General features: G+C 64.4%; 19 protein-coding genes. 5 read left to right on the top strand and 14 right to left on the bottom strand.

The window, feature by feature from the left end; genetic code table 11:
* Nucleotides 1-122 precede the first annotated feature (122 nt).
* The 3 genes from AC2CQI_RS02120 (at nt 123) to AC2CQI_RS02110 (ending at nt 2,968) form a co-directional block, all read left to right on the top strand.
* Entirely contained in the window at nt 123-1,004 is an 882-nt protein-coding gene (locus AC2CQI_RS02120) for a LysR family transcriptional regulator (protein WP_484578983.1), read from the top strand.
* A gap of 355 nt (nt 1,005-1,359) precedes the next feature.
* Nucleotides 1,360-1,602 (top strand): hypothetical protein, encoded by a 243-nt coding sequence (locus AC2CQI_RS02115; RefSeq protein WP_075805435.1) that lies wholly within the window; start codon nt 1,360-1,362, stop codon nt 1,600-1,602.
* A gap of 340 nt (nt 1,603-1,942) precedes the next feature.
* Nucleotides 1,943-2,968 (top strand): AraC family transcriptional regulator, encoded by a 1,026-nt coding sequence (locus tag AC2CQI_RS02110; protein ID WP_075805434.1) that lies wholly within the window; start codon nt 1,943-1,945, stop codon nt 2,966-2,968.
* Nucleotides 2,969-3,099: 131 nt separating this feature from the next.
* On the opposite strand, the gene AC2CQI_RS02105 is transcribed toward AC2CQI_RS02110, so the two are convergent.
* The 8 genes from AC2CQI_RS02105 to AC2CQI_RS02070 form a co-directional block, all read right to left on the bottom strand.
* On the bottom strand, nt 3,100-5,511 hold the full coding sequence (locus AC2CQI_RS02105; protein WP_484578982.1) for a TonB-dependent siderophore receptor: 2,412 nt from the start codon (nt 5,509-5,511) through the stop codon (nt 3,100-3,102).
* A 102-nt stretch (nt 5,512-5,613) separates the two neighbouring features.
* A complete protein-coding gene (locus AC2CQI_RS02100) occupies nt 5,614-6,603 on the bottom strand; it encodes a FecR domain-containing protein (RefSeq protein WP_075805432.1) in 990 nt (329 codons plus the stop codon).
* Nucleotides 6,590-7,105 carry a sigma-70 family RNA polymerase sigma factor gene (locus tag AC2CQI_RS02095; protein WP_075805431.1) on the bottom strand — a complete coding sequence of 172 codons (516 nt, stop codon included), beginning with the start codon at nt 7,103-7,105 and terminating at the stop codon, nt 6,590-6,592. The genes AC2CQI_RS02100 and AC2CQI_RS02095 overlap by 14 nt, the downstream gene beginning before the upstream one ends.
* 456 nt (nt 7,106-7,561) lie before the next feature.
* Complete coding sequence (locus AC2CQI_RS02090; RefSeq protein WP_484578981.1) at nt 7,562-10,021, bottom strand: TonB-dependent siderophore receptor; 2,460 nt, start codon at nt 10,019-10,021, stop codon at nt 7,562-7,564.
* Between the two features lie 74 nt (nt 10,022-10,095).
* Nucleotides 10,096-11,037, bottom strand: coding sequence for a FecR domain-containing protein (locus AC2CQI_RS02085; protein WP_484578980.1), 942 nt, complete (start codon nt 11,035-11,037; stop codon nt 10,096-10,098).
* Entirely contained in the window at nt 11,034-11,543 is a 510-nt protein-coding gene (locus AC2CQI_RS02080; RefSeq protein WP_484578979.1) for a sigma-70 family RNA polymerase sigma factor, read from the bottom strand. Before AC2CQI_RS02080 ends, AC2CQI_RS02085 begins: the two co-directional genes overlap by 4 nt.
* A gap of 51 nt (nt 11,544-11,594) precedes the next feature.
* Entirely contained in the window at nt 11,595-11,786 is a 192-nt protein-coding gene (locus AC2CQI_RS02075; RefSeq protein ID WP_075805427.1) for a DUF2986 domain-containing protein, read from the bottom strand.
* An 85-nt stretch (nt 11,787-11,871) separates the two neighbouring features.
* Nucleotides 11,872-12,996, bottom strand: a complete 1,125-nt coding sequence (locus tag AC2CQI_RS02070; protein WP_484578978.1) for a hypothetical protein — start codon at nt 12,994-12,996, stop codon at nt 11,872-11,874.
* On the opposite strand from AC2CQI_RS02070, the gene AC2CQI_RS02065 reads away from it, so the two are divergent.
* Nucleotides 12,995-14,182: an MFS transporter gene (locus AC2CQI_RS02065; protein WP_484578977.1), complete on the top strand. Its 1,188-nt coding sequence runs from the start codon at nt 12,995-12,997 to the stop codon at nt 14,180-14,182. The two genes, AC2CQI_RS02070 and AC2CQI_RS02065, sit on opposite strands and share 2 nt — an antisense overlap.
* On the opposite strand, the gene AC2CQI_RS02060 is transcribed toward AC2CQI_RS02065, so the two are convergent.
* From AC2CQI_RS02060 to AC2CQI_RS02035, 6 genes are all read right to left on the bottom strand, one after another.
* The gene (locus tag AC2CQI_RS02060) at nt 14,183-15,112 is read right to left on the bottom strand and encodes a LysR family transcriptional regulator (protein WP_075805423.1); all 930 of its coding nucleotides are present in this window, start codon (nt 15,110-15,112) and stop codon (nt 14,183-14,185) included.
* A 71-nt stretch (nt 15,113-15,183) separates the two neighbouring features.
* Complete coding sequence (locus AC2CQI_RS02055; RefSeq protein WP_484578976.1) at nt 15,184-16,434, bottom strand: aspartate aminotransferase family protein; 1,251 nt, start codon at nt 16,432-16,434, stop codon at nt 15,184-15,186.
* Between the two features lie 25 nt (nt 16,435-16,459).
* Nucleotides 16,460-17,365, bottom strand: a complete 906-nt coding sequence (locus tag AC2CQI_RS02050) for a LysR family transcriptional regulator (protein WP_075805421.1) — start codon at nt 17,363-17,365, stop codon at nt 16,460-16,462.
* Nucleotides 17,366-17,399: 34 nt separating this feature from the next.
* Entirely contained in the window at nt 17,400-17,936 is a 537-nt protein-coding gene (locus AC2CQI_RS02045) for a 2,4'-dihydroxyacetophenone dioxygenase family protein (RefSeq protein ID WP_484578975.1), read from the bottom strand.
* 127 nt (nt 17,937-18,063) lie between these two features.
* On the bottom strand, nt 18,064-19,476 hold the full coding sequence (locus AC2CQI_RS02040; protein ID WP_484578974.1) for an amino acid permease: 1,413 nt from the start codon (nt 19,474-19,476) through the stop codon (nt 18,064-18,066).
* Between the two features lie 277 nt (nt 19,477-19,753).
* On the bottom strand, nt 19,754-20,764 hold the full coding sequence (locus AC2CQI_RS02035) for an AraC-like ligand-binding domain-containing protein (protein WP_484578973.1): 1,011 nt from the start codon (nt 20,762-20,764) through the stop codon (nt 19,754-19,756).
* Nucleotides 20,765-21,012: 248 nt separating this feature from the next.
* Between AC2CQI_RS02035 and AC2CQI_RS02030 the strand changes: the two genes are divergently transcribed.
* Nucleotides 21,013-21,909: a transporter gene (locus AC2CQI_RS02030; RefSeq protein ID WP_484578972.1), complete on the top strand. Its 897-nt coding sequence runs from the start codon at nt 21,013-21,015 to the stop codon at nt 21,907-21,909.
* Nucleotides 21,910-21,941: the final 32 nt, after the last annotated feature.

Here is a 21,941-nt window from a genome sequence, read left to right as displayed (position 1 = left end):
ACACCTTGTGGCCGGCGACGCCCCTGCGCCGCCGTTGTTGTTCGTTGGATGAGCAAAGGATTGCCTGTTGGCGGCTGGCAATCCAATATCGAATACCTCTGCCACCATACCCAGGAAGTCTGATGGAGCTTCGCCACCTGCGTTACTTCAAGGCGCTCGCCGAAACCCTGAACTTCACCCGCGCCGCCGAACGCCTGCATATGGCCCAGCCGCCGTTGAGCCGGCAGATCAGCCAGCTGGAGGAAGAACTCGGCACCCTGCTGGTGGAGCGCGGGCGGCCATTGCGCCTGACCGAGGCCGGACGCTACTTCTATGAACAGACCGGCACCCTGCTCCAGCAACTGGAACAGATCGGCGCCACCACCCGGCGCATCGGCCAGGGGCAGCGGCACTGGCTGGGGATCGGTTTTGCGCCGTCGACCCTGTATGGACTGCTGCCGGAACTGACCCGGGAACTGCGCAGCGATGCCGAGCTGCAACTGGACCTGGTGGAGATGACCACGGTGCAACAGGTCGAGGCGCTCAAGGCCGGGCGTATCGATATCGGCTTCGGGCGGATCCGCATCGACGACCCGGCCATCGAGCAACGGGTGCTGTACGAGGATCCGCTGGTGGCGGTGCTGCCGCGCGGGCATGCGCTGTGCGGGACCACGCCGAGCCTGGCGCAACTGGCCGGCGAGCCCTTCGTGCTCTACCCCGCCACGCCCCGGCCCAGCTATGCCGACCATGTACTGGCGCTGTTTGCCCACCATGGTTTGAGCGTCAAGGTCGGGCAGTGGAGCAATGAATTGCAGACGGCGCTGGGGCTGGTGGCGGCCGGGCTGGGGGTTACCCTCGCCCCGGCTTCGGTGCGCCAGCAGCATCGGGCGGATCTGGAGTACACCGGGGTGAGCGACCGGGATGCGGTGAGTCCGATCATTCTGAGTCGGCGCAAGGGTGATGCGGGGGCGGAGTTGCAGCGTTGTCTGGAGTTGATCGAGGTACTGCGCAACGGGATGCCTTAAGTCATGCAACCTGATGCTCGGCAACGCTGCCAAACGATGTTGCATTTGAGGGTAAAACCTCCCCGATTTCCGACTTTCTTGTAGGCAATTTCCCAAGCATACTCCCCAGCCCCTCCAGCGGGTTGCGTCTAGTGGAAACGGTGCCTAGTCTGCGTCGGTCGTCGCAAAATCGATGACACGGATTAGCAGTCCGGAAACCACATATAACGCTCCCAGCAACCTGTCATGGCGGCTGTGCGTGTGGGCACCTTCGGGTGCACCGGGTTTTCCTATGTGTCCCGGTCTGCTAACTCACGTACAGTCGCCACCCCTTCGCATAGCAGCGGAATCGTGGCGATCCGATCAGCACATTGCCATGAAAAAGCTCGTCCCTGATCCACCTCCCGTCCTCTGCGTCGGCCCTGGCCTTTATCACGAAGAAGCCATCGCCCGGGCTGCCGAGCACCTCAATAAAGCCATCCATGGTGCAGGCTCGTTGCCTGACACGCCCACTCCCCGTAATGAAGCGGAACTGAGCAACATCCTCCTGGAAATGAGGATTGCCAAAGCGTTGCTTGGGGTGGCGTTATCGGCCTCGCCGGTGACGGTAGAGGTGTAGAAAAACTTGTGGGAGCTGGCTTGCCAGCGATTTGGCCCGATCTGGCAACATCATTGCCCAAGCCGGCCTCATCGCTGGCAAGCCAGCTCCCACAGGGTCCGTGTTGACCTTTGGAAAATGAATCTGCCTCCCCCCTCTTCCCTCACCTCGCCCACCGGCGACGACCAACCTACAGGTTGGTCTGTTCCTTGCTGAGAGATAGGCAAGCCGACGGTGATCGGCACCAAGGATCACACTGCCGCCCGGGCATTATCCGGACACTGCAACGACCATCCGGTAACTGCAGGGGCCGACGCCCGAAAGCGTGCAGCCGTGGTTGCCTGTGTAACGAGAGGTGACAATGATCTCCAACGAAGCAAGCCTTGCGAGCGGTGAATGCTTCAGTGATCTGCAGCTTTTCACTGAACAGAACCAGTTGTTCCTGCATTACGACCTGGACAGCGTGCGCAGCAGTGTCGGGCGTATCTTCAAGCCCCATGAGCTGTCGGCAGTACGCAGTACCGAGACGGTTGGCGCCTGCATGCACCATGTCGCCCGTGGCGGCCTGGCCCTGAGTCGCCTGGAATACGCCACGGAAGTGGATATCGATCCGGGACGCCTGGAAGACTTCTACCTGATCCAGATTCCGATCCAGGGCGGTGCGCTGATCCGCTGCGAGGGGCAGGAGTTCGAATCCTCGCCGCTGGTCGCCTCGCTGCTGTCGCCGACCCTGCCGGCGCAGATGCGTTGGCAGGGGCATGCGCCGCAACTGACCTTGCGCATCGAGCAGGCCGACATGGCCTACCACTGCCGCCAGCACATCCCCCAGGCCAGCCAGCGCCTGCCGCAATTCGACCCGCGCCTGGACTTCTCGCGGCCTGGGGCGGCGTATTTCCTGCAGTTGCTCAATACCCTGGCCAATGCCATCGGCAGCCCCGAGCACCCGCTGCACCAGCCGCTGGTGCTCAAGCAGTTCGAATCGGCGCTGCTCAATTCCCTGCTCTACGGGCAGCCCCACAGTGCGCTGGGCAATCTGGAGCGGCCGGCGGAGAAGAACATCTCGCCCTACTTCATCAAGCGCACCGAGGCCTATATCCGCGAGCATCTGCATGAGCCGCTGAGCGTCGAGTCACTGGCAGAGCAGGCCGGGGTCAGCGTGCGCACCTTGTTCGCCGGGTTCCGCAGCTTCCGCAATAGCAGCCCGATGGCCTATATGCGCGAGCTACGCCTGGAGCAGGTGCACGAGGAACTGACACGCAACGAGCAGGCGTCGGTGACGGATGTGGCGTTCAAATGGGGATTTGCGCATCTGGGGCGGTTTGCCCAGGAGTACAAGCGGCGGTATGGGGAATTGCCGTCGGCGACCCGGCGGTTTCGGGCGTCGTGATGCCAGACGTTATCCTGGCCAGCCTGGGAGTGGCGCCCTGGTCAATCGGCACCTGCCGTGGCCATTGACCACACCCAATGATGCCTGCGCGAGGGGCACCTTCAGGTGCCCCTCGCGCAGGCCGTTCGCCCTTACCAGTTGTAACTCAACTTCGCCGTCACTTCCCGCCCCGGGTTGTAGTAGTTCGCCGTACCCGACCCCACGACATGCTGCTCGTCCAGCAGGTTGCTGACGTTCAGGGCCAGTTCGGTACCCTTGGCGATCTTGTAGTTGAAGGCGGCATCGAACAACGTGGTGCCATCGGTCTTGCGGGTGTTGGCGGCATCCAGGTAGTAGGCGCCGACATAACGCGCGCCCAGGCCAACGCTCACGTCGGTACCCGGCACGTCGTAGTAGCTCCACAGCGAAGCGGAATGCCGCGGTGCGGTGGTGAACTCATTGCCCTTGAGCGAGCTGCCGTCTCTCAGCGAACCGCGCAGCACATCGGACTGCATGTACGAGTAGCCGCCTACCAGGCTGAGGTTCTGCGTGACCTGTGCCTTGCCTTCCAGGTCCAGGCCGCGGACCCGCGATTCGCCCACGGTCTGCTGCTCGATGATGCCGCTCGGCAACACCACGGCGATGGTGACGTTTTCCTGGGTCAGGTCGTACACGGCCGCCGAGAACAGCGCGTTCATGCCCATTGGCGAGTATTTCACGCCCACCTCGTACTGCCGGCCGGTCTGCGGCGTGACGCCCACCTGAGGCGGCGAAACCGATTCCACCATGCTGACATAGCTGGATACCTCGTCGTTGACGATGTAGGTCAATGCCCCGCGGTAGGAGGTTTCCGAGAAGTTGTCCTTGTCGTCGAACTGCACCGGGCTGGAGAACTGGTTGTAACCCTTGCTGGACAGGTCCATGGAGTCGTTGCGCACGCCGGCAGTGACAATGAAACGCTCGTAGAACGACAGGTTCTGCTGGAGGAACACGGCCTTGGTCCTGGCCTCGTTCTTTTTCGCGGTGTACGGCGTCAGCGTTGCCGGAACACCGGTGAACACCGGGTTGGCGATGTCGATCGAGGACACCAGGTCGTACACCGAGCTGTCCTTGGTCGAGGAGTCGAGGTATTCCACGCCCACCAGGCTGCTGCTGTCGATGTTCTCGAAGCGGGCATCGTATTGCAGCATCAGGTTGCCGTTGAACTGGGTGGCGTCGCTGTCCGTGCCCAGCAGGTAGCGGGGAATGGTAGTACCAACACGCGAGGCGTTGTCGCTCAGGTACACGTAGCCATAGTCATCGCTCAGCTTGCTGTAGCGCATATTGCTGCGCAGCACGAAACCGTTGTCGAAGTCGTGGGTGATGTTGCCGCTGAGGCTGGTGCGCTCGACATCGTGGAAGTTGTAGCCCGGCTCGCCGAAGAAATCGCTGCGATCGTATTCCTTGTCCAGCGGCGAGCCGCCGTTGTTGGGCGTGCTTTCGGTCTTCAGGTGATCGAGGATCACGGTGGCCGAAGTGTAGTCGCTCGGCGCCCAGGTCAGGCCGCCCATGACCAGGCGGTTGTCGTCCTGGGAGTGATCGTATTCGCGGTCGCTGTTCTGCCCTTTGGCGACAAAGCGGCCGGCCAGGGTCTTGTCGTCGTTCAGCGCATCGGTCACATCGATGCCGCTCTCGATATGGTTGAACGAGCCATAGGTCACGTAGCCCTGGCCCGACGCCTCGAAGCGCGGCTGCTTGCTGACGAAGTTCACCGAGCCACCCGGGTCCGCCGGGCCGAACAGCGTGGAGTTGGCGCCGCGGATGATCTCGATGCGTTCATAGGCGAACGGATCTTCGCGCACACCGCGCATCGAACTCAGGGTCAGGCCGTCACGGTAAGTGGTGGCCTGGAAGCCGCGGATCTGGAAGTAGTCGTTGCGGTCGTCCGAGCCGTAGTAGTCGCTGACCACACCCGGGGTGTACTGCAGCGCTTCTTCCGTGGTGCTGACGCTGCGTTGCTCCATTTCCTTGCCGGTCACCACCGATACCGAAGCGGGCGTGTTGAGAATGCTGGTCGCCACCTTGCCGCCGACCCAGAGCTCCTGGGCGACCACCGAGTTGGCGTCGTCGTCGGCACTGACCTTGACCTTGGAATTGATGATCACCGGCGCCAGTCGGTAGTCATCGATGGACGTGGCGTCCAGCTCCACCGGGCCGGCCGCCGCCGGCTGGGCGACCAGCAGGTAGGCGCCGGGCCCCTGCTGCTCGATCTGCAAGCCACTGCCCTGCAACAACGAGGACAACGCGGCGGCGGTATCGAAGTTGCCGTTCACGCCCTGGGTCATGCGATTGGCGACGCTCGCGGCGTCGAAAGACAGGCTGATGCCCGCCTCCCGTGCGAAGCGGTCAAGTGCAGGTGCCAGTGGACCGGCGGCGATGCTCCAGTGCTGGACCAGGCTGCCAGGTGCAGCGCTCGCGGTTTGCGCCAGCGTCGGCAGGGCATGGCTGCTGACGATCAAGCCAAGGATCGCGCCCTGCAAGGCACGGCTCAGGGGATGGCGCTGTGGGACCGGGGAAGAACTCATTATCTCGCTCCGTGGAAGGGTGTCGGCAAACTGGCCTGTACTGCGGCCTTCCTTACAGGTCGAGCGAGAATGCGAAACCACCTCATTTATTTTTCGGAGGCTTCAACTGGCGGCGGTCAGGGTCACCCAGTAGCGGGTCCGGTAGTCGACCCGCAGACGCAGCGACTTGGCGACCAGCGCCAGGACCTGGTCGTTGTCGGCCAACTGGAAGGTGCCGGATACCCGCCGATCGGCCACCTCCGGGGCGCAGCGCAGGACGCCCGGGCGATAGCGCGACAGCTCGGCGGTGAAATCACCCAGGCGCATGTCGTGGGCGGTGATCACTCCGTCGCCCCAGCCCCAGACATCCAGGCCGTTGTCCTTGACCTCACGGGGCCCCTGGGCGGTGAAGAACAGCTGGTTCGCGGCCTGGACTGCACCGCTGTCACTCTCGCCCAGGGGCTGGACAGAGCCGGTAAACACTTCCACCGTACCGCCCTGCACCGCCAGCAAGGTCCCGTCCTCCTGCTCGCGCACCAGGAAACGCGGACTGTGGGAGCGCACCAGTCCGTCGCGGGTCTTGACCCAGAACGGTCGTGGTTGCGATGCATGCTCGTCCGCGCCGACGTTCACGATGATCTCCCCGCGCAGCAGGGTGATCAGGCGCCGTTGCGGGTCGAAGTGGCTGTCCACGGCGCTGTCGCTGTTGAGCTGGACCAGGCTGCCATCGTCGAGCTGGAAGTCGCGCCGTTCGCCAGTGTCGCTGCGCTGCTGGGCAAACAGCGTCGGCAGTGGCGTGTAGTCGCGGGCAAGCCAGGCGGCCGTGCCGACTGCAGAGAACAGGCCCAGCAGCTTGAGGCTTTGCCGTCGGCGCATGCCCTTGCTGGCACCGGCGAGGGTCTGCCGGGCCAGTTGCGGGGGAATTCCGGCCAGCTCATCGCCCAGCCCCGCCACCCGCTGCCAGGCCAGGGCGTGCTCCGGGCGCTGTTGCAGCCAGTGCTCGAAGTTGCGCTGTGAGCGCTCATCGGCCTGGTTGAAGCGCAAGCGCACCAGCCAATCGATCGCCTGGTCGACAACGGCCGGATCCAGCACCTGCGGCTCAGGCTTCGACATAGCGCAACCTATAGCAATGTTGCAAGGCCAGGGCCAGGTCGCGTTCCACGGTGGCGCGGGAAACCTCCAGCTTCGCGGCGATCTGCGGACAGCTCAAGCCATCGAGGTGAGCCAGCAGGAACGCCTGCCGGGCCCGTGGCTTGAGGCGGTCGAGCATGCGGTCGATGCGTTCGAGTGCATCGAGGATCAGCAGCCGGTCTTCTTCGCTGGGCACCTCTTGCGCGGGCAATGCCTCGATGCTTTGCAGGTAGGCACGCTCCAGCTCGCGACGGCGGAACTGGTCGATCATCAGCCCGCGGGCGATGCTGCTGAGGTAGGCACGGGGTTCGCGCAGGGGGCTTGCCTGGCGGGACTTGAGCAGGCGCACGAAGGTGTCCTGGGCCAGGTCGGCGGCGTGTTCATGGCAGCCGACCCGCCGGCTCAGCCAGCCGCGCAGCCAGGAGTGATGGGTGCGATAGAGCAGCTCTGGATCGGCAGTAGCTAATGAATCGTCGCTGCGCATCGGCGTCCCGGGAGAATACATGATTGATAATAATTTGCATTCTACTCACGCAGGCAGCTACCACGCAAATGGGTGTGCCGAACGGGCTCGCCAAAACATAACGCGGACCTTTTGGGAGCGGGTTCACCCGCGATTACGTCGGTGAACCCACCATTCCTATCGCTGGCAAGCCAGCTCCCACAGTGACCGCGCCATGCCCGGGATTGATGGCTGGCAGGAACCCTGTGGGAGCTGGCTTGTCGGACCGCCGAACCGCAGCGATTACGGTGGTGAATTCACTGCCCTCATCGCGGGTGACCCCGCTCCCACAGTGACCGCGTCGTACCCGGGATTGATGGCTGGCAGGAACCCTGTGGGAGCTGGCTTGTCGGACCGCCGAACCGCAGCGATTGCGGTGGTGAATTCACGGCCCTCATCGCGGGTGAGCCCGCTCCCACAGGGTCCGAGCCAGGTCGATCAGAAATCAGCCCGCAACGTCACCGTGTAGTTGCGCGGATCCCCGTAATGGTTCGCCGCATACAACCAGCCGATCGTCGAGAAGTACTTCTTGTCGAACAGGTTGTTGCCATTGAGCGCCACGCTGAAGTTCTTGTTGATCCGGTACGCCACCCGCGCATTCCAGATCGCATACCCCGCCTGCTCGATATCCCCGACCCCATCCGTGCCACCGAAGTTGGCGTGGTAGTTCCTGCTCTGGATATTCGCGCCGCCACCGACCGTCCATTGCTCCAGTTGGCCCGGCAGGTTGTAGTCGGCCCAGAAGCGCAGCAAGTGACGCGGGGTATAGCTGTTGAACGTGCCACCCGCCGTCGAGACATCATCCTTCGGATCGTTGAGGTACTCGGTGCTGGTGTAGGTATACCCGGCGAACAACTGCAGCCCCGCCAGTACCTCGCCGCTGATCTCGGCGTCGAAGCCCTGGGCGCGCACCTTGCCGCCGGCGACATAGCAGTCGTTGTTGCAGAGCGGGTTGTTGGTCAGCTGCGCGCGGTTTTCCTGGTCGACGCGGAACAGCGCAAAGCTGGTGTTGACCCGGCCATCGAGCAGCTCGCCCTTCAAGCCGAGCTCGTAGTTGGAGCCCGTCAGCGGTTCGAGCGTGGTGCTCTGTGCGGTCAGCTCGGTCTGCGGCTTGAAGATATCGGCATAGCTGACGTAGGTGGACCATTGCTCGTTGAGCGCGTAGATCAAGCCGCCGTAGGGCGTGAATTCGCCGCTTTCCCGGGAGCGGGCCGGGTCCGGGGAGGCCGCGTTGAAGCGGTGCAGCTCATAGTCGTACTTGTAGTTGCTGCTGCGCCCGCCCAGCACCAGGGTCAGCGGCTCCGCCAGCTTGTAGCGGACCACGCCATAGATCCCGTTCTGGCTGATCTTGCCCTGGGAAGTACCGGCATAGGTGGTGCCCAGCAGTTGCTCCATGGTCGGGCGCTGCGGCGAGACCGGGTCGTAGATATTGATCGAGCCCAGGTTGAGCAGACCGCCCTGCAGGTCATCGGTCTTCAGGTCGCTGGCATTGGCCCCGACCACCACTTCATGCTCCAGGTCGAAGGCCCGCCATTTGCCGGTGAGGTTGATATCGGCGCCCTTGTTGACGTTCTCGAAGTCGTACAGATAGGCCCGGGAACGCATGCCATCGCCGGTAGCCGGATCGACCGAGCCGCGGCCGAAGCTGTAGAGAATGTAGTTGGTCTCGCGCAGGTAGCTGCCCGACGCCTTCAACCGCCAGTCGTCGTTGAAGTCATGGGTGATATCGGCAAAGTAAGTGGTCTGCTTGTTGTTCCACTTGTTCCAGTCGGCGCCGGTAAAGGTCGAGCGCCCGGCGTTCACCGCGCTGCCATCCTTGTTGCGCGGCAGGCCACTGAAGAACGGCACGGCGTGCAGGTCTTCGACACTGGCGCCGGCCGCCACCGTGGTGCTGTCGCCCAGGTCATATTCGAGGATGCCGTAGAGCACGTTCTTGCGGCTTTCGGCGGTGTCGTAGAAATAGTCCTGGTCTTCATGGGCGGCGACCATGCGCCCGCGCAGGGCGCCATCGGCAGTCAGTGGCGCGCTGGCATCGATGGTTTGCCGGTAGCTGTCCCAGGAGCCGGCGCTGGCGGTGACGGACAGCGCCGCCTCGGCCTTGGGCCGCTTGCGCACCAGGTTGATCGCCGCCCCGGGGTTGCCGCTGCCCTGCAGCAGGCCGTTGGCGCCGCGCAGGATTTCCACACGGTCGTACAACAGGGTGTCCGAGGTGAAGCTGCTGCCGATCGCGTAGTAGCGACGGTCCAGCGGCACGCCGTCGTACTGGATGGTTTCCACCTCGAAGCCGCGGGAATAGATGTACTTGCCCCCGGACGGGCTCTGGAAGGTGGTGACCCCGGTGGTCTTTTCCAGCACGTCGTCGAGGGTGTCCAGGCGCTGGTCGTCCATGGCCTTGCGCGTCACCACGCTGACCGACTGCGGGATGTCCTTGAGGCGATGGGTGGACTTGCCGATGGTGACCGCATTGGAGGTATAGCTGCCCGAGTCTTCGGTGGTCGCGTCGACATGCACGCCGGTAATGCTCAAGGGCGCCAGGTCCAGGGAGCCCGAAGCCGGCAGTGGTTCCAGGCCGTAGACGTCGTCCCCACGACGCACGGCCTGCAGGCCGGTCCCGGCGAGCAATTTGAAGAAGCCTTCTTCGATCCCGTAGTTGCCCTGCAGGCCGGGGCTGGACAGATCGCGGACCAGCGCCGGGGTGTATTGCAGGGTGACCCCGCCTTCGCTGGCAAAACGCGCCAGCACCTGGGCCAGGCTGCCGGAGGCAATGCTGTAGGCCTGCGGCGCCTGCGCCGGCGCGGCCAGGGCGGACAGGCTCGCGCCCTGCAGGGCGAGGGTCAGCGCGCTCAAGGCCAGCAGGTGGCGATAGCCGGGGTTGCGGGGTGAAGAAGAGCGAATCATGAAGTGAGGGTCCCTATGTTGTTGGCAGTTCCATACACAAGGACTGACGAGCTGGAAAAACGGGCCAACTTTTTTCAAAGCGCCGTGACGGTGACCCAGTAGCGGGTGCGGTACTCGACCTGGACCGCCAGCGTGGCCGGCAATGCGGCAAGAATCCGCTCGGTGTTGTCGAGCTGGAACGCGCCGCTGATCAACAGGCGGGAAACCTCGGGCTGGCACCTCAGCCAGCCGTTGCGATAACGGCCCAGTTCGCCAAGGAACTCGGCCAGGGGCATTTCCTCGACGATCAACTGGCCGCGGGTCCACTGGCTGTCCTGCTCGCGTGCCGGACCAACGGTCCCCTGCCCTCGCGCGCTGAAGGTCAACTGCTGGCCGGCGGCGAGGGTCTGCTGCGGACCGCTCAGCGGGCTGACCCGCACTGCGCCCTGGAACACGCTCAGTTGCGTGCTGGCGTCGCGCTGACGCACCAGGAAGCGGGTGCCGAGCGCCTCCATCAGGCCTTCCCCGCTGGCGACCCGCAGTGGGCGGTGATGCGCGCTTTGCGGGTCGGCGCCGCTGTCCACGAGGATCTCGCCGCGCTTGAGAATCACCAGGCGCTGGGCTTCGTCGAACTCGACCTCGACGGCGCTATCGGTGTTCAGGTCCAGCACCGTGCCGTCCGCCAGGGTCAGGCGGCGGCGCTCGCCAACGGCGGTGGCGTAGCGCTCCTGCGGCATGAGCTGGCAGTAGCCGGTATAGCCGACAGGTGCGAGGATCGCCAGCACCAGCAGTTGCTTGAGCGCCTGGCGCCGCTCGCGGTTGAGCGTGCCCATGGCCAGCCGTTGCGGCAGCAGGCCCAGGCGTGCCTGGACCCGCTCGGCCTTCTGCCACGCCTGTTCGTGCTCCGCCGCCGCCGCCCGCCAGCGCGCGCAGGCCGCCTGCTGCGCCGGGCTGACCTGCTCGTCGAGCATCAGCATCTGCCAGTGGGCGGCCTGGCGAGCGACCTCGGGGGTTATCCGGGCCTGCGCCTGGCTCACAGGAAGTCATCCTCGAACAGGATGCAGGCTTCCAGTGCCCGGGCCATATGGCGCTTCACCGTACGCTCGCCGATGCCCAGCCGCTCGGCCACCTGCACATAGGTCGCGCCCTCCAGCTGGACCATCAGGAATACCGAACGCACGACCGGTTTCAGGCCGTCGAGCAAGGCGTCCAGTTGCTGCAGGGTTTCGCGCATGCAGGCCAGTTCTTCCTCGGACACCACGAACAACTCGGGCAGTTGCGCGAGCAGGTCCAGGTAGGCGCGTTCAAGGGACTGGCGGCGGAAATGATCGTAGACCAGGCGCCGGCCGACGGTGGTCAGGTAAGCCCGGGGGCGTTGCAGGGCGAGGCTGGTGCCGGCTTTCCGTTGTGCCTGGAGGATGCGCAGGAAGGTGTCCTGGGCCAGGTCGGCAGCCTGGGCGGAGCAGCCGATGCGACGGTACAACCACTGCTTGAACCAGCCGTTGTGCTCGGTGTAGACCTGGGTCAGTTCGTCGTTGATCACGGGGGGCCCTCCAGTACGAGGGCCGCATCGTAAATGGTAACGATTATCAGATCAATTAATAACCGTAGTCGTTGAATCGGGTTGGCTTTCAGGTACGGCACTCGCGCCGTCGCCGGCCTCGGCCGCCAGCTTCAGCCGGTCCGCCTTGGAAACATAGGTATTGCGGTTCTTCGGCGCCAGCTTGGCACTGGCCTTCTTGGCCTTGGCCTTGAACAGTTGCTGCAATTTCTTTTGACGATTCATGGAGTTCTACTCAGCCTGCTGGCGCATCACGCCATTTCGGCCGCCACCTTAAGGAGTCGGGTGCGGCGTGTCCATGACAATTACCCTACGGCCGCAAGCGTTTCCTGGCCTTGGCGCAGTCATTGAGATCGACCGCTTTCTGATAGAACGCCGAACGCTGCGCTCGATTCCAGTCCCCCAGCAGCCGATAGACTTCCGCCTGGTAGTCACGACTGCTGCCCCACTGCAAGGCCATACCCACTGGCTGCCCAGGCTTGCACTCCAGCCACACGCCAGGCTGTGGGAAATACTGCTCGTAACCCGGCATAGCGGCCTCGACAGCCTGTAGCTGCGCCTGATAAAGCGGCGTTTTGGCATGGGCCAGGCACCACGTTGAAATCACCACTGCCGGCGGCGCAAAGCCTTGAGCCAGGCTCTGTTCGAACAGGGGGCAGGCTTTCTCTTCGATCACTTCGCTCGGCGCCAGCAGCATCACCCGGATCAAGCCCAAACGATATTGAGCAACAGGGTGACCAAGAGCAGCTGCCTGCTCAAGCAACTGCACCGCTGGTTTGAGCAGCGCGCCACCTTCCGCAGCAAGGCCCAGGGAACGCTGTTCTTCCGCTTCGCTGGTCTCTGGTGTGATGGCCGTGACCGCTTCGAACTTGCTATCGGCTTGTTGCAGATAAGGGATAGCCTGCTGATAAAGGCTGTCGCCACGTGGATCGATCTGAAGCGGGCTGGCGACGCAAGCCTGCGACAGCAGGCAGGCGGCCAGGGTGTAGAACCGGTGATGACGAGGCATGAGTGGCTTCCTTGCGGCACATTGCCAGTAGCGTACCGAGTCTCTTGTCTTGAAACCAATGCCACGGGTTTGCTGAACTGTTGAGCGGCCCATCCCACAATCCATCTTCTGCAAGCCACCAATACCGGGCACGATGCGGTCACTGTGTGGGTTCACCCGCGATGACGGCAGTGAACCCACCACCGCAATCGCTGGCAAGCCAGCTCCCACAGTTATTGCGTCGTGTCTGGGATTGGTGTCTGGGAGAGGACCCTGTGGGAGCTGGCTTGCCAGCGATTGCGGTAGTGACTTCACCATAGCAATCGGGGGTGAACTCCACGCATGAATTAATGAATCCATTTCCTCAAACAAGAGAAAAACCGCCAAAAATAGGAAGCCCAATAATAAATAGACTAGCCCCCTGTTTCTTGGAGCTTCCTCGTTCATGTCCGCACACCAACCCGTCCCTCACCTGGCATCCGCCCGCAACACCGCAATCAGCATCGCCATCCTCGCCTTCTCGGCCTTCCTGATCGTCACCACCGAATTCCTGATCGTCGGCCTGCTGCCCGCCCTGGCGCGGGACCTGGACATTTCGATTTCCCTGGCCGGGCAACTGGTCACCCTCTTCGCCTTCACGGTGATGATCTTCGGCCCGCCGCTGACCGCCGCCCTGTCCCACCTGGACCGCAAGCATCTGTTCGTCGCCATCCTGCTGATCTTCGCCGCGTCCAATGCCCTGGCGGCCGCCTCGGACAGCTTCCTGATACTGGCCATCGCGCGAATCATCCCGGCCCTGGCGCTGCCAGTGTTCTGGGGTACCGCCAGTGAAACCGCCGGGCAACTGGCCGGGCCATTGAAGGCGGGCCAGGCCATCTCCAAGGTCTACCTGGGGATCTCGGCGGCCATGCTGCTGGGCATTCCACTGGGGACCGTGGCCGCCAGCGCCATCGGCTGGCGCGGTGCGTTCTGGCTGCTGGCGGGGCTGTCGCTGCTGATGGCACTGGCGATGATACTGTACATGCCCAGGGTGGCACGCACCGCGAAGGTCGATTTCATGCAGCAGGCGCGGATCTTCAAGGAGTCCTGGTTCCTCGGCAACGTGCTGCTCTCGGTGCTGGTGTTCAGCGCCATGTTCATCGGCTACACCTACCTGGCCGATATCCTCGAACGGGTCGCGGGCGTACCGGCCACCCAGGTCGGCTGGTGGCTGATGGGCTTCGGCGCCGTCGGCCTGCTGGGCAACTGGATCGGCGGCAAGGCGGTCGATCGCTCGCCGATCAAGGCCACGGCGCTGTTCCTGTTGCTGCTGGCGATCGGCATGGCGGCCATCGTGCCGCTGGCCCAGGCCGGGGTACTGTTCTGCCTGGCGCTCGGGCTCTGGGGCATCGCCAATACGGCGCTGTACCCGATCAGCCAGGTGCGGGTGATGGGCTCGGTGACGCACTCCCAGGCGCTGGCCGGCAGCACCAACGTCTCGGCGGCGAATGCCGGCATCGGCATTGGCGCAGTGGTCGGCGGGCTGACCATCCCGAGCCTTGGGGTCGAGTCCGTCGGCTACGTGGCCGCTCTGGTGGCAGTGCTCGCCTTGCTGGTGATCGTGCCGCTGCGCAAGCTGGCGCCGCAGCCCTGATCAGGCCAGTGCCGTGCTACCGTGCGCGGCCAGCCGGGGCAGCAGGTAGTCCAGCAATGCCCGGACCTTCGGCAGATTCTCCCGGCTTCTGAGCCACACCAGGTGCATCGGCAAGCCGTCCGTGGCCAGCTCCGGCAACACCTCGACCAGGGTCCCGGCATCGATATGCTGCTGGGTCAGCCAGGTCGGCAACTGGCCGATGCCATGCCCGGCCAGCACGGCTGCCACCTCGCCCTCGCCATCCCCCACCGCGATACGCGCCGGCATCGTGCGGCGCTCCATCTCGCCGGGCTGGCGGCCCTTGAAGTGCCAGGGAGTGACCCGCCCGTCGCTGTGCCCGTAGACCACGCAGTGATGGTGCTCCAGGTCCTCCTCGGCAAGCGGTACGCCGTAACGCGCCAGGTACTCGGGAGCGGCACAGAAGATCTGGCGCTGGGCGCCGAAGTAGCGATGCCCGAGGGCGGCCGGCCAGGTATCCGGCCCGCCGATGCGCACGACGATATCGATCCCCTCGTAGACCGGGTCGATAAAGCGGTCGGAGAAGGAAATATGCGGCTGCAGCAAGGGATGAAGACGCAGGAAATCCATGATCAGCGGCAGCACATGCAGGCGACCGAAGGAGGCAGGAAGTTCGATACGCACCCGGCCCTGGGGCTCGTTGCCCTTGGCGACGATGGCCTGCTCGACCTCTTCCAGGTCAGCCAGCACCGAGGTGCAGGTGCGATAGAAGGTCACCCCGGCCTCGGTCAGGGCCAGGCTGCGGGTGGTGCGGCTGAACAGCCGGGTACCCAGGCGGTTTTCCAGGCGGGCCACGCTTTTGCTGACGGCGGAGCTGGTGAGGTTCAGGCGCAGCGCTGCCGCGGTGAAGCTGCCCAAGTCGGCGACCGCGACGAACACATCGATACCCTTGAGCCGTTCGGAAGAGAACATGGCGGTTCCACTGTTGCACGAAACCGCCATTAGCTCGCATGGCACCGCGCAAAGCAATGCCAGCCGGCAACTTAGTCCCGGCTCGCAAAGCGAGGCGCCAACTGCCCCGCCGCTACCTCGAACGCCGCCCTCATCGCCTCCACGACCTCATCGTCATGCTCGAACGACAGGTAGATTCGCCCATACTGCGACGGCATCACCAGCACCCCGACCGCCCGCAGCGCCAGGTGCAGCTCCCGACTGAACGCCGCATCGCCAAATTCCAGCGCCTCGGCATAACCCTCCGGCGCCCGCTGCGACGGCCAGATGCCGAACACATTGCCGTAGCCACTGGTACTCACCGTGATCCCCCGCGCCGCGAAGATCGCCTGCACGTCCCGGCGCAGCCGTTCACCGCGTTCGATCACGGCGCCATAGTCGGCCCGGTCCAGTTGCTCCAGGGTACCCAGCACGGCCGCACAGGCCAGGGGATTGCCACTGAACGTCCCGCCGCGCAGCACCTTGCCCTCTTCGAACCCGGCCAGCACCTGCGGCTTGCCGACAATGGCCGACACCGGCACGCCATTGCCGATCGCCTTGCCGATACTGGCGATATCCGGGTCCAACCCGGCCAGTTCACTCGCCAGCCCGGCATGCAGCCTGAAGCCCATCAGCACTTCATCGCTGATCACCAGCGCCCCGTGCCGCCGTGCCACCTCTTGAACGTGTTGCAGATACCCCGGTGCGGCCATGATGCAACCGGCGTTGGCGAGCATGGGTTCAAGGATCACCGCCGCGATGTCACGGTCCTCGGCGAACAGCCGCTCGACATCCGCGAAGTCGTTGAAACGCAGCAGTGTGGTGCGTGGCGTCAGCGGACGCTGGCCATCGGCAAAATTGGCCTCGGCGGAACCGACGTTGCCAAAGCTCACATCATCGAACCAGCCATCGAACCCGGCCGCCATCTTGGCAATCCGCCCGCGCCCGGTATAAGCCCGGGCCGCCCGACACGCCAGATGCACGGCTTCACTGCCGGAGTTGGTGAAGATCACCTTGCTCAGCGCCCCGGTATGCGCCGCCAGCGCACTGGCCGCATCATGCTCGCGAACATGGGCCCAGGACGGCGAAGCGGAGTCGGCCAGGGCCTCGGCAACCCGACCGTTGACCGCATCATTGGCATGACCGAGCAGCACGGCGCCAAAACCAAGGGCCGTGTCGATATAGCGCCGGCCCTGGTCGTCCCACAGGTACGGGCCCTTGCCATTGCGGATAAACAGGGTCTGGCCGTCGAGCGCCGGGAGAATGCGGGCGGCGCTGGACACATCGCCTACGAGATTGGGCATGGTTACCTCTTGGAAAAGTTGTGCCTCAGCGGGCATTCCACGGGCTGACCGCGAGCTTCTGTTCAAGGAAGTCGCGGAATACCCGGATCCTCGGGCTGAGGTGCTTGCGATTGGTGTAGATCAGGTAGATCGGTTCGGTGCTGTCCTGGGCGTAATCTTCCAGCAGCGGCACCAGACGGCCGTCCTGCAGGTCCTGGCCGATATGGAAGCCGGCCAGGCGCACGATGCCGGCGCCACTCAGCGCCAGGTCACGCAGCATGTCGCCCTGGCCGAAGGTGGCCCGGGGCACGATGGGCACGGTGACGCTTTCACCGTCGACCACGAAGCCCCAGGTGTTCCACACGCTGTTGAAGCCGAAGGAGAAGCAGGTGTGCTCCAGCAACTGCGCCGGGTGTTCCGGCGTGCCGTGCCTGGCGAGATACTCCGGCGAGGCGCAGACGATCCAGCGGCTCTGCCCGACCTTGCGCGCGATGCGCGTGGAGTCCGGCAGGACGCCGCTGTGGATCGCCACGTCGAGGCCCTGGTCGAACTGGTCGCTGAACTGCGCGCCGACCTGGATATCCACGGTCAGCCCCGGGTAGGCGGCGAGAAACTCCGGCAACCAGGGAATGATCTGGTGCTTGGCGAAGGTGGTCATGGTGTGCACGCGCAGGGTGCCGCTGACCCGGGTCGGAAAGGCCTCGGCCAGGGAGTCGGCCTCGGCCATCGCGTTGCTCACCGCACGGGCGCTGACCAGGTAGGCGGCGCCCTCCTCGGTCAGGGTCAGGCTGCGGGTGCCGCGCTGGAACAGGCGCACCTGCAGGCGATCCTCCAGCCGCGAGATCAGCTTGCTGATGGCCGACGGCGTCAGCCCGCAAGCCCGCGCCGCGGCGGAGAAGTTGCCATGCTCGGCAGCGCCGAGAAAGGCCAGCAGTTGCGAATAATGGTCCATGTCCTGCCTCCGGAACCCGACCTGACCGGCGCGGTCAGCGGATGAACTGCTCGATGTACTCGTCAGGCAAACCGAGGGACTTGTAGTGCGCCCGGGCGGTTTCCAGCTTGGTGAACACGTCCTCGTAGCCCACGGCGACGCCTTGCGGATCGACATAGGTATAGCCGCCCTGGACGTGGAACCAGGTGATCATCTCTTCGACATCCTCCGGAACGAAAAGTGTGTGGGTCTCTCCCGGCGGCTCGAAGGCGAAGGAACCTTCCTCGGCGATCCAGTCGTGCTCCAGGTAGAACCAGCGGCCCTTGAGTACCAGGGCATGGACGCTGCCGGTATGGCGGTGACGGGACAGCACGCCGCTCTGGCGAACCCGCAGCAGGTTGATGTAGTAGCCGCCGGACACGCTCAGCAGCAGCGGTTTGAAGGAGACCGAGGCGGTCACCGGGACCCACAGCTGGTCGTCTTCGAGCCACTTGCCGAGCACGCCCGGGTGGACCATGTCCGGGGACATGAACGGCACCTGCGGCAGTTGGTAGGGGATGGCCAGTTCATCGGGTTTGCGCACTACGCTCATTGGGATTTCCACATCAGGTTTCGAATGGCCGGCCTGCGATGGGCCGGATTGACGTCAGGTTAGAACCGCGTGTCAGCGGGAAAAAGCAGGTCACCGGCATAGCTGCTGTGACCTGCGGTCATGGCTGTCAGGCGGCTGCCGGGGCTTCGGGCTGCCAGGCACTACGCTGCGCGGACAGGGCCGGCTGGCTCTTCTGCAGATACACGCCGATGCTGACCAGGATGGCGGTCAGGCCCAGGGTGCTGAGCAGCTCCGCTCGTTGCCCGGGGAACGCCGCCATCACCGCGAACACCGCGACGATGAAGGCGATGGTCAGCAGGGTCAGCCAGGGGAACAGCCACATGCGCACTTCCAGGGTCTTGCCCATGGCCAGCAATTTTCGGCGCATGCACAGCTGGGTCACGGCGATCACCAGGTACATCAGCAGGGCCAGGGCGCCGCTGGTGGCGAGGAGGAACTGGAACACCTGGGCCGGCAGCAGGTAGTTGGCCGCCAGGGCGATCAGTGCGGCGACCGAGGTCAGCGCCACTGCCAGCAGCGGCACGCCCTTGGCCGTGGTCCGCGACACCGCCTGCGGCGCGTCACCACGCCGGGCCAGCGACCAGGCCATGCGCGAGGCGGTGTAGATCGCCGAGTTCAGGCAACTGGTCACCGCCACCAGCACCACGATGCTCATGATCCCCGGGGCCCAGGGGATGTTCATCGCCATCAGCACCGCCTGGTACGACCCCTGGGCCAGGCCCGGGGCATTCCACGGGATCAGGCACACCACCACGAACATCGAGCCGAGGTAGAACAGGCCCAGGCGCCAGACCACGGCGCGGATGGCCTTCTTGATATTGGCTTTCGGGTCGCGGGATTCGGCCGCGGCGATGGTCACCACCTCGCTGCCCTGGAAGCTGAACATCGCCGTGAGCAAGGCGGCGACGATGGCCACGTTGCCCTTGGGCGCGAAGCCGCCGTTGGCCCACAGGTTGCTGATGCCGCTGGTGGACGAGCCGGGCATCAGGCCAAGAATGGCCAGCACCCCGAGCACGATAAAGCCGACGATCGACATCACCTTGAACAGCGACAGCCAGTACTCCAGGGTGCCGAACGAGCCGACGCTGAGGCTGTTGCAGAAGATCAGCACGCCGGTGATGGCGAAGGCCGTCAGCCAGTGCGGCAGGCCCAGCCAGTCACCGAGGATATTGCCGGCGACGATGGCCTCGATGGCGATCACCAGCACGTAGAACCACCAGTACAGCCAGCCGATGGAAAACCCGGCCCAACGGCCGATGGCCTGGTCGGCATAGGAGGAAAACGACCCGGTGTCCGGCCGCGCCGTGGCCATCTCGCCGAGCATCTGCATCACCAGCACCACGATCGCCGCGGCGATCACGTACGCCACCAGCACCGCCGGCCCGGCCGCCGCGATGGCGTTGCTCGAACCCACGAACAGCCCGGCGCCGATCACCCCGCCAATGGAGATCATCGTCACCTGTCTGGTTTTCAGGCCGGTTCCCAGCCTGTTGTTGCTCTCTTCTCGTTCACCACGCATCGGCTCGTACCTCGGTTGCACGCTTGTTGTTGTCATGGGTCGCACTCGGGGGCGGCCCTGCTGACTACGTTAAGCGAGCGGGATACGGCGGATTAGGTGGAATGGCGGCATAGCGGGTGTGACGAGGGTTCAAAGCACGGGTATCGACACTGGACCAGTAGGAGCGTGGCTTGCCCGCGAAGGACCGCGCAGCGGTCCCAAATTAGTGCCAACAATACAAATTTGGGACCGCTGCGCGGTCCTTCGCGGCGGTTCGGCGGCCCGACAAGCCACGCTCCTACAGGCGTACGAATGCCGAGAGTCGTTCCTCTTTCCACTCCCTCGGGCTTTGCCCGTGGCATTCGCGAAACACCCGGCTGAAATGCGAGAGGTCATTGAACCCCCAGCGAAACGCCACATCGGAAATTCGCTGGGCCGCCAGCAACGGGTTCTCCAGCTCCCCGGCACAGCGCTCCAGGCGTCGGCGCAACACATAGCGCATCAGCGAACTGCCCTCGCGCTCGAACAGCTTGGCGATATAGCGAGTGGACAGGCCCATGGCCTGGGCGACCTGCCGGGCACTCAGCGCGGGATCGCGCAGGTTGTCATTGATATAGACCTTGACCCGGGTGAGGGTCAGCATCTGCGAGCGTGACTGATCGCCATCCAGCGGCTGCAGGTTGCCCAGGGTCAGGGCGATCAACTGGGTGGCAGACTCCGCCAGGCGCGCCATTTCCTGGGCGCTGAACTGCCCGACCTGCCCGCACAGGGTCTCGAGGAAAGCACGCAACACCCGCCCGCTGGGGTTGTCGAGGGAGACCCGGGTCGCAGTCCGGCACTCCATGCCCACCACCAGTTGATTCAGGCTGGTGCGCGGGATGCTGATGATGATCTGCCGCCAGTCACCGTCGAAGCTCAACTGGTGCGGCCGGGTGGCGTCGTAGATGGCGAACTCCCCCGGCCCGATCCGTGCCCGGTTGTCCCCCTGGGCCAGGGACTCCTGACCATCGAGCATCAGCACCGCAAAATACTTGTCTTCCTCGCGGCAGCGCGGGTTCAGGTGGCGCCGGTTGACCGCCTGGGCCGAGGCGCCGACCTCGCTGACCCGCAATGCCTCGCATTTCTGCGAACGCACCCGGCCATGGAACGCCGGGTCGGGCAGCGCGCCGATTTCAACGTCGGCGAACAGGCGCAGGATCATCTCCCGCCAATAGTCCACGCGGTCGTGAAAGGAATGGCCAAGGGTCGCCAGCTCGATCCGTTCGCTCGCCCAGTTGGCCGGCGCTTGTGCCCGTGGTGGTTCGATCATCGCGATGCACCCCTGTTATTGATCTTTTCAGGATGGATCCATGGCCTCTGGGGCCCGGTTTCCATTCATACACCAGCCCCGGCAGGCATTCCAGCAGTCCCGACGCAAGGGCCGTCCGGAGCAAATGCTGGTTCCCTTTCAGCCAAGAACCCGTGGGCACAGCGTTTCATCCTTGAGCCACGACAGCGAGGACGTCGAGCGTCAGCGACCAGGCCGGTCACCCGTCCCTCTCCACCCAAGGCAAGCCCATGAAAACAACAAGACCTTTGCTTTGCGAGCTGAAACACAGCGTGATCGCCGGCCTGATCCTGATCGGCGTATCGTTCTCCAGCCTGGCGGCGGAAGTCGCCCCCGGCGACTACGAGCAGTTCCCCGGCGGCGCGACCATCGGCCTGCTCTACTACCAGCATGCGACTACCGACGCGCTGCGCAGCGACGGTCGGTCGGCCAGTTCCGACTTCAATCTGACCTCGGATATCGGCATCCTGCGTCTGCTCCACGTCTTTCAACTGAGTGAACGGATCACCGTCGATCCGCAGTTCCTCCTGCCCTTCGGCCATGTCTCCGGCAATGGCGATGCCTCGGCCCTCGGCGATGCCAGCGGGGTCGGCGACCTGATCCTCACCGCGCCGATCAAGCTGCTGCTCAACGAGGCCCGCGACACCCTCAGCGCCAACGCCTACCTGTACGTGCCGACCGGCAACTACGACCGCGACGATGCCCTGAACCTTGGCGAGAACCGCTGGAAGGTGGATTTCCAGGGCGCCTATATCAAGCACTTCGGCGAGAAATGGGCGATGGACCTGATCGGCGATGTCATCTGGTATGGCGACAACGACGACTTCGGCCCCGCATCGGCCACCCTGAAGCAGAAAACCTCCTACGGCGCCCAGATCATGGGCCGCTACATGCCCGAGCCGGCCACCAGCCTGGGCGTGGGCATCGGCCAGCTGTGGGGCGGCGAAACCCGGGTGGACGGGGTTGACCGCGATGACCGCCAGCGCAGCACCAACCTGCGCTTCACCGCCAGCCACTTCTTCACGCCCAAGGACCAGCTGCAGTTGCAACTGGGCCGTGACCTCGCCGTGGACAACGGGCCGCGCGAGGACTTCCGCCTGAACCTGCGCTACGCGCACATCTTCTAGCGCCCATCCATAACAACAACGACAACACCTGT

The sequence above is a fragment of the Pseudomonas sp. P2S-1 genome, from assembly GCF_057197725.1.
This window is presented reverse-complemented; position numbering and strand designations above follow the sequence as displayed.

Coding starts and splice junctions, on each gene's coding strand:
- AC2CQI_RS02120 (WP_484578983.1), top strand. CDS start 123: ATGGAGCTTCGCCACCTGCGTTACTTCAAGGCGCTCGCCGAAACCCTG.
- AC2CQI_RS02115 (WP_075805435.1), top strand. CDS start 1,360: ATGAAAAAGCTCGTCCCTGATCCACCTCCCGTCCTCTGCGTCGGCCCT.
- AC2CQI_RS02110 (WP_075805434.1), top strand. CDS start 1,943: ATGATCTCCAACGAAGCAAGCCTTGCGAGCGGTGAATGCTTCAGTGAT.
- AC2CQI_RS02105 (WP_484578982.1), bottom strand. CDS start 5,511: ATGAGTTCTTCCCCGGTCCCACAGCGCCATCCCCTGAGCCGTGCCTTG.
- AC2CQI_RS02100 (WP_075805432.1), bottom strand. CDS start 6,603: ATGTCGAAGCCTGAGCCGCAGGTGCTGGATCCGGCCGTTGTCGACCAG.
- AC2CQI_RS02095 (WP_075805431.1), bottom strand. CDS start 7,105: ATGCGCAGCGACGATTCATTAGCTACTGCCGATCCAGAGCTGCTCTAT.
- AC2CQI_RS02090 (WP_484578981.1), bottom strand. CDS start 10,021: ATGATTCGCTCTTCTTCACCCCGCAACCCCGGCTATCGCCACCTGCTG.
- AC2CQI_RS02075 (WP_075805427.1), bottom strand. CDS start 11,786: ATGAATCGTCAAAAGAAATTGCAGCAACTGTTCAAGGCCAAGGCCAAG.
- AC2CQI_RS02065 (WP_484578977.1), top strand. CDS start 12,995: ATGTCCGCACACCAACCCGTCCCTCACCTGGCATCCGCCCGCAACACC.
- AC2CQI_RS02070 (WP_484578978.1), bottom strand. CDS start 12,996: ATGAACGAGGAAGCTCCAAGAAACAGGGGGCTAGTCTATTTATTATTG.
- AC2CQI_RS02060 (WP_075805423.1), bottom strand. CDS start 15,112: ATGTTCTCTTCCGAACGGCTCAAGGGTATCGATGTGTTCGTCGCGGTC.
- AC2CQI_RS02055 (WP_484578976.1), bottom strand. CDS start 16,434: ATGCCCAATCTCGTAGGCGATGTGTCCAGCGCCGCCCGCATTCTCCCG.
- AC2CQI_RS02050 (WP_075805421.1), bottom strand. CDS start 17,365: ATGGACCATTATTCGCAACTGCTGGCCTTTCTCGGCGCTGCCGAGCAT.
- AC2CQI_RS02045 (WP_484578975.1), bottom strand. CDS start 17,936: ATGAGCGTAGTGCGCAAACCCGATGAACTGGCCATCCCCTACCAACTG.
- AC2CQI_RS02040 (WP_484578974.1), bottom strand. CDS start 19,476: ATGCGTGGTGAACGAGAAGAGAGCAACAACAGGCTGGGAACCGGCCTG.
- AC2CQI_RS02035 (WP_484578973.1), bottom strand. CDS start 20,764: ATGATCGAACCACCACGGGCACAAGCGCCGGCCAACTGGGCGAGCGAA.
- AC2CQI_RS02030 (WP_484578972.1), top strand. CDS start 21,013: ATGAAAACAACAAGACCTTTGCTTTGCGAGCTGAAACACAGCGTGATC.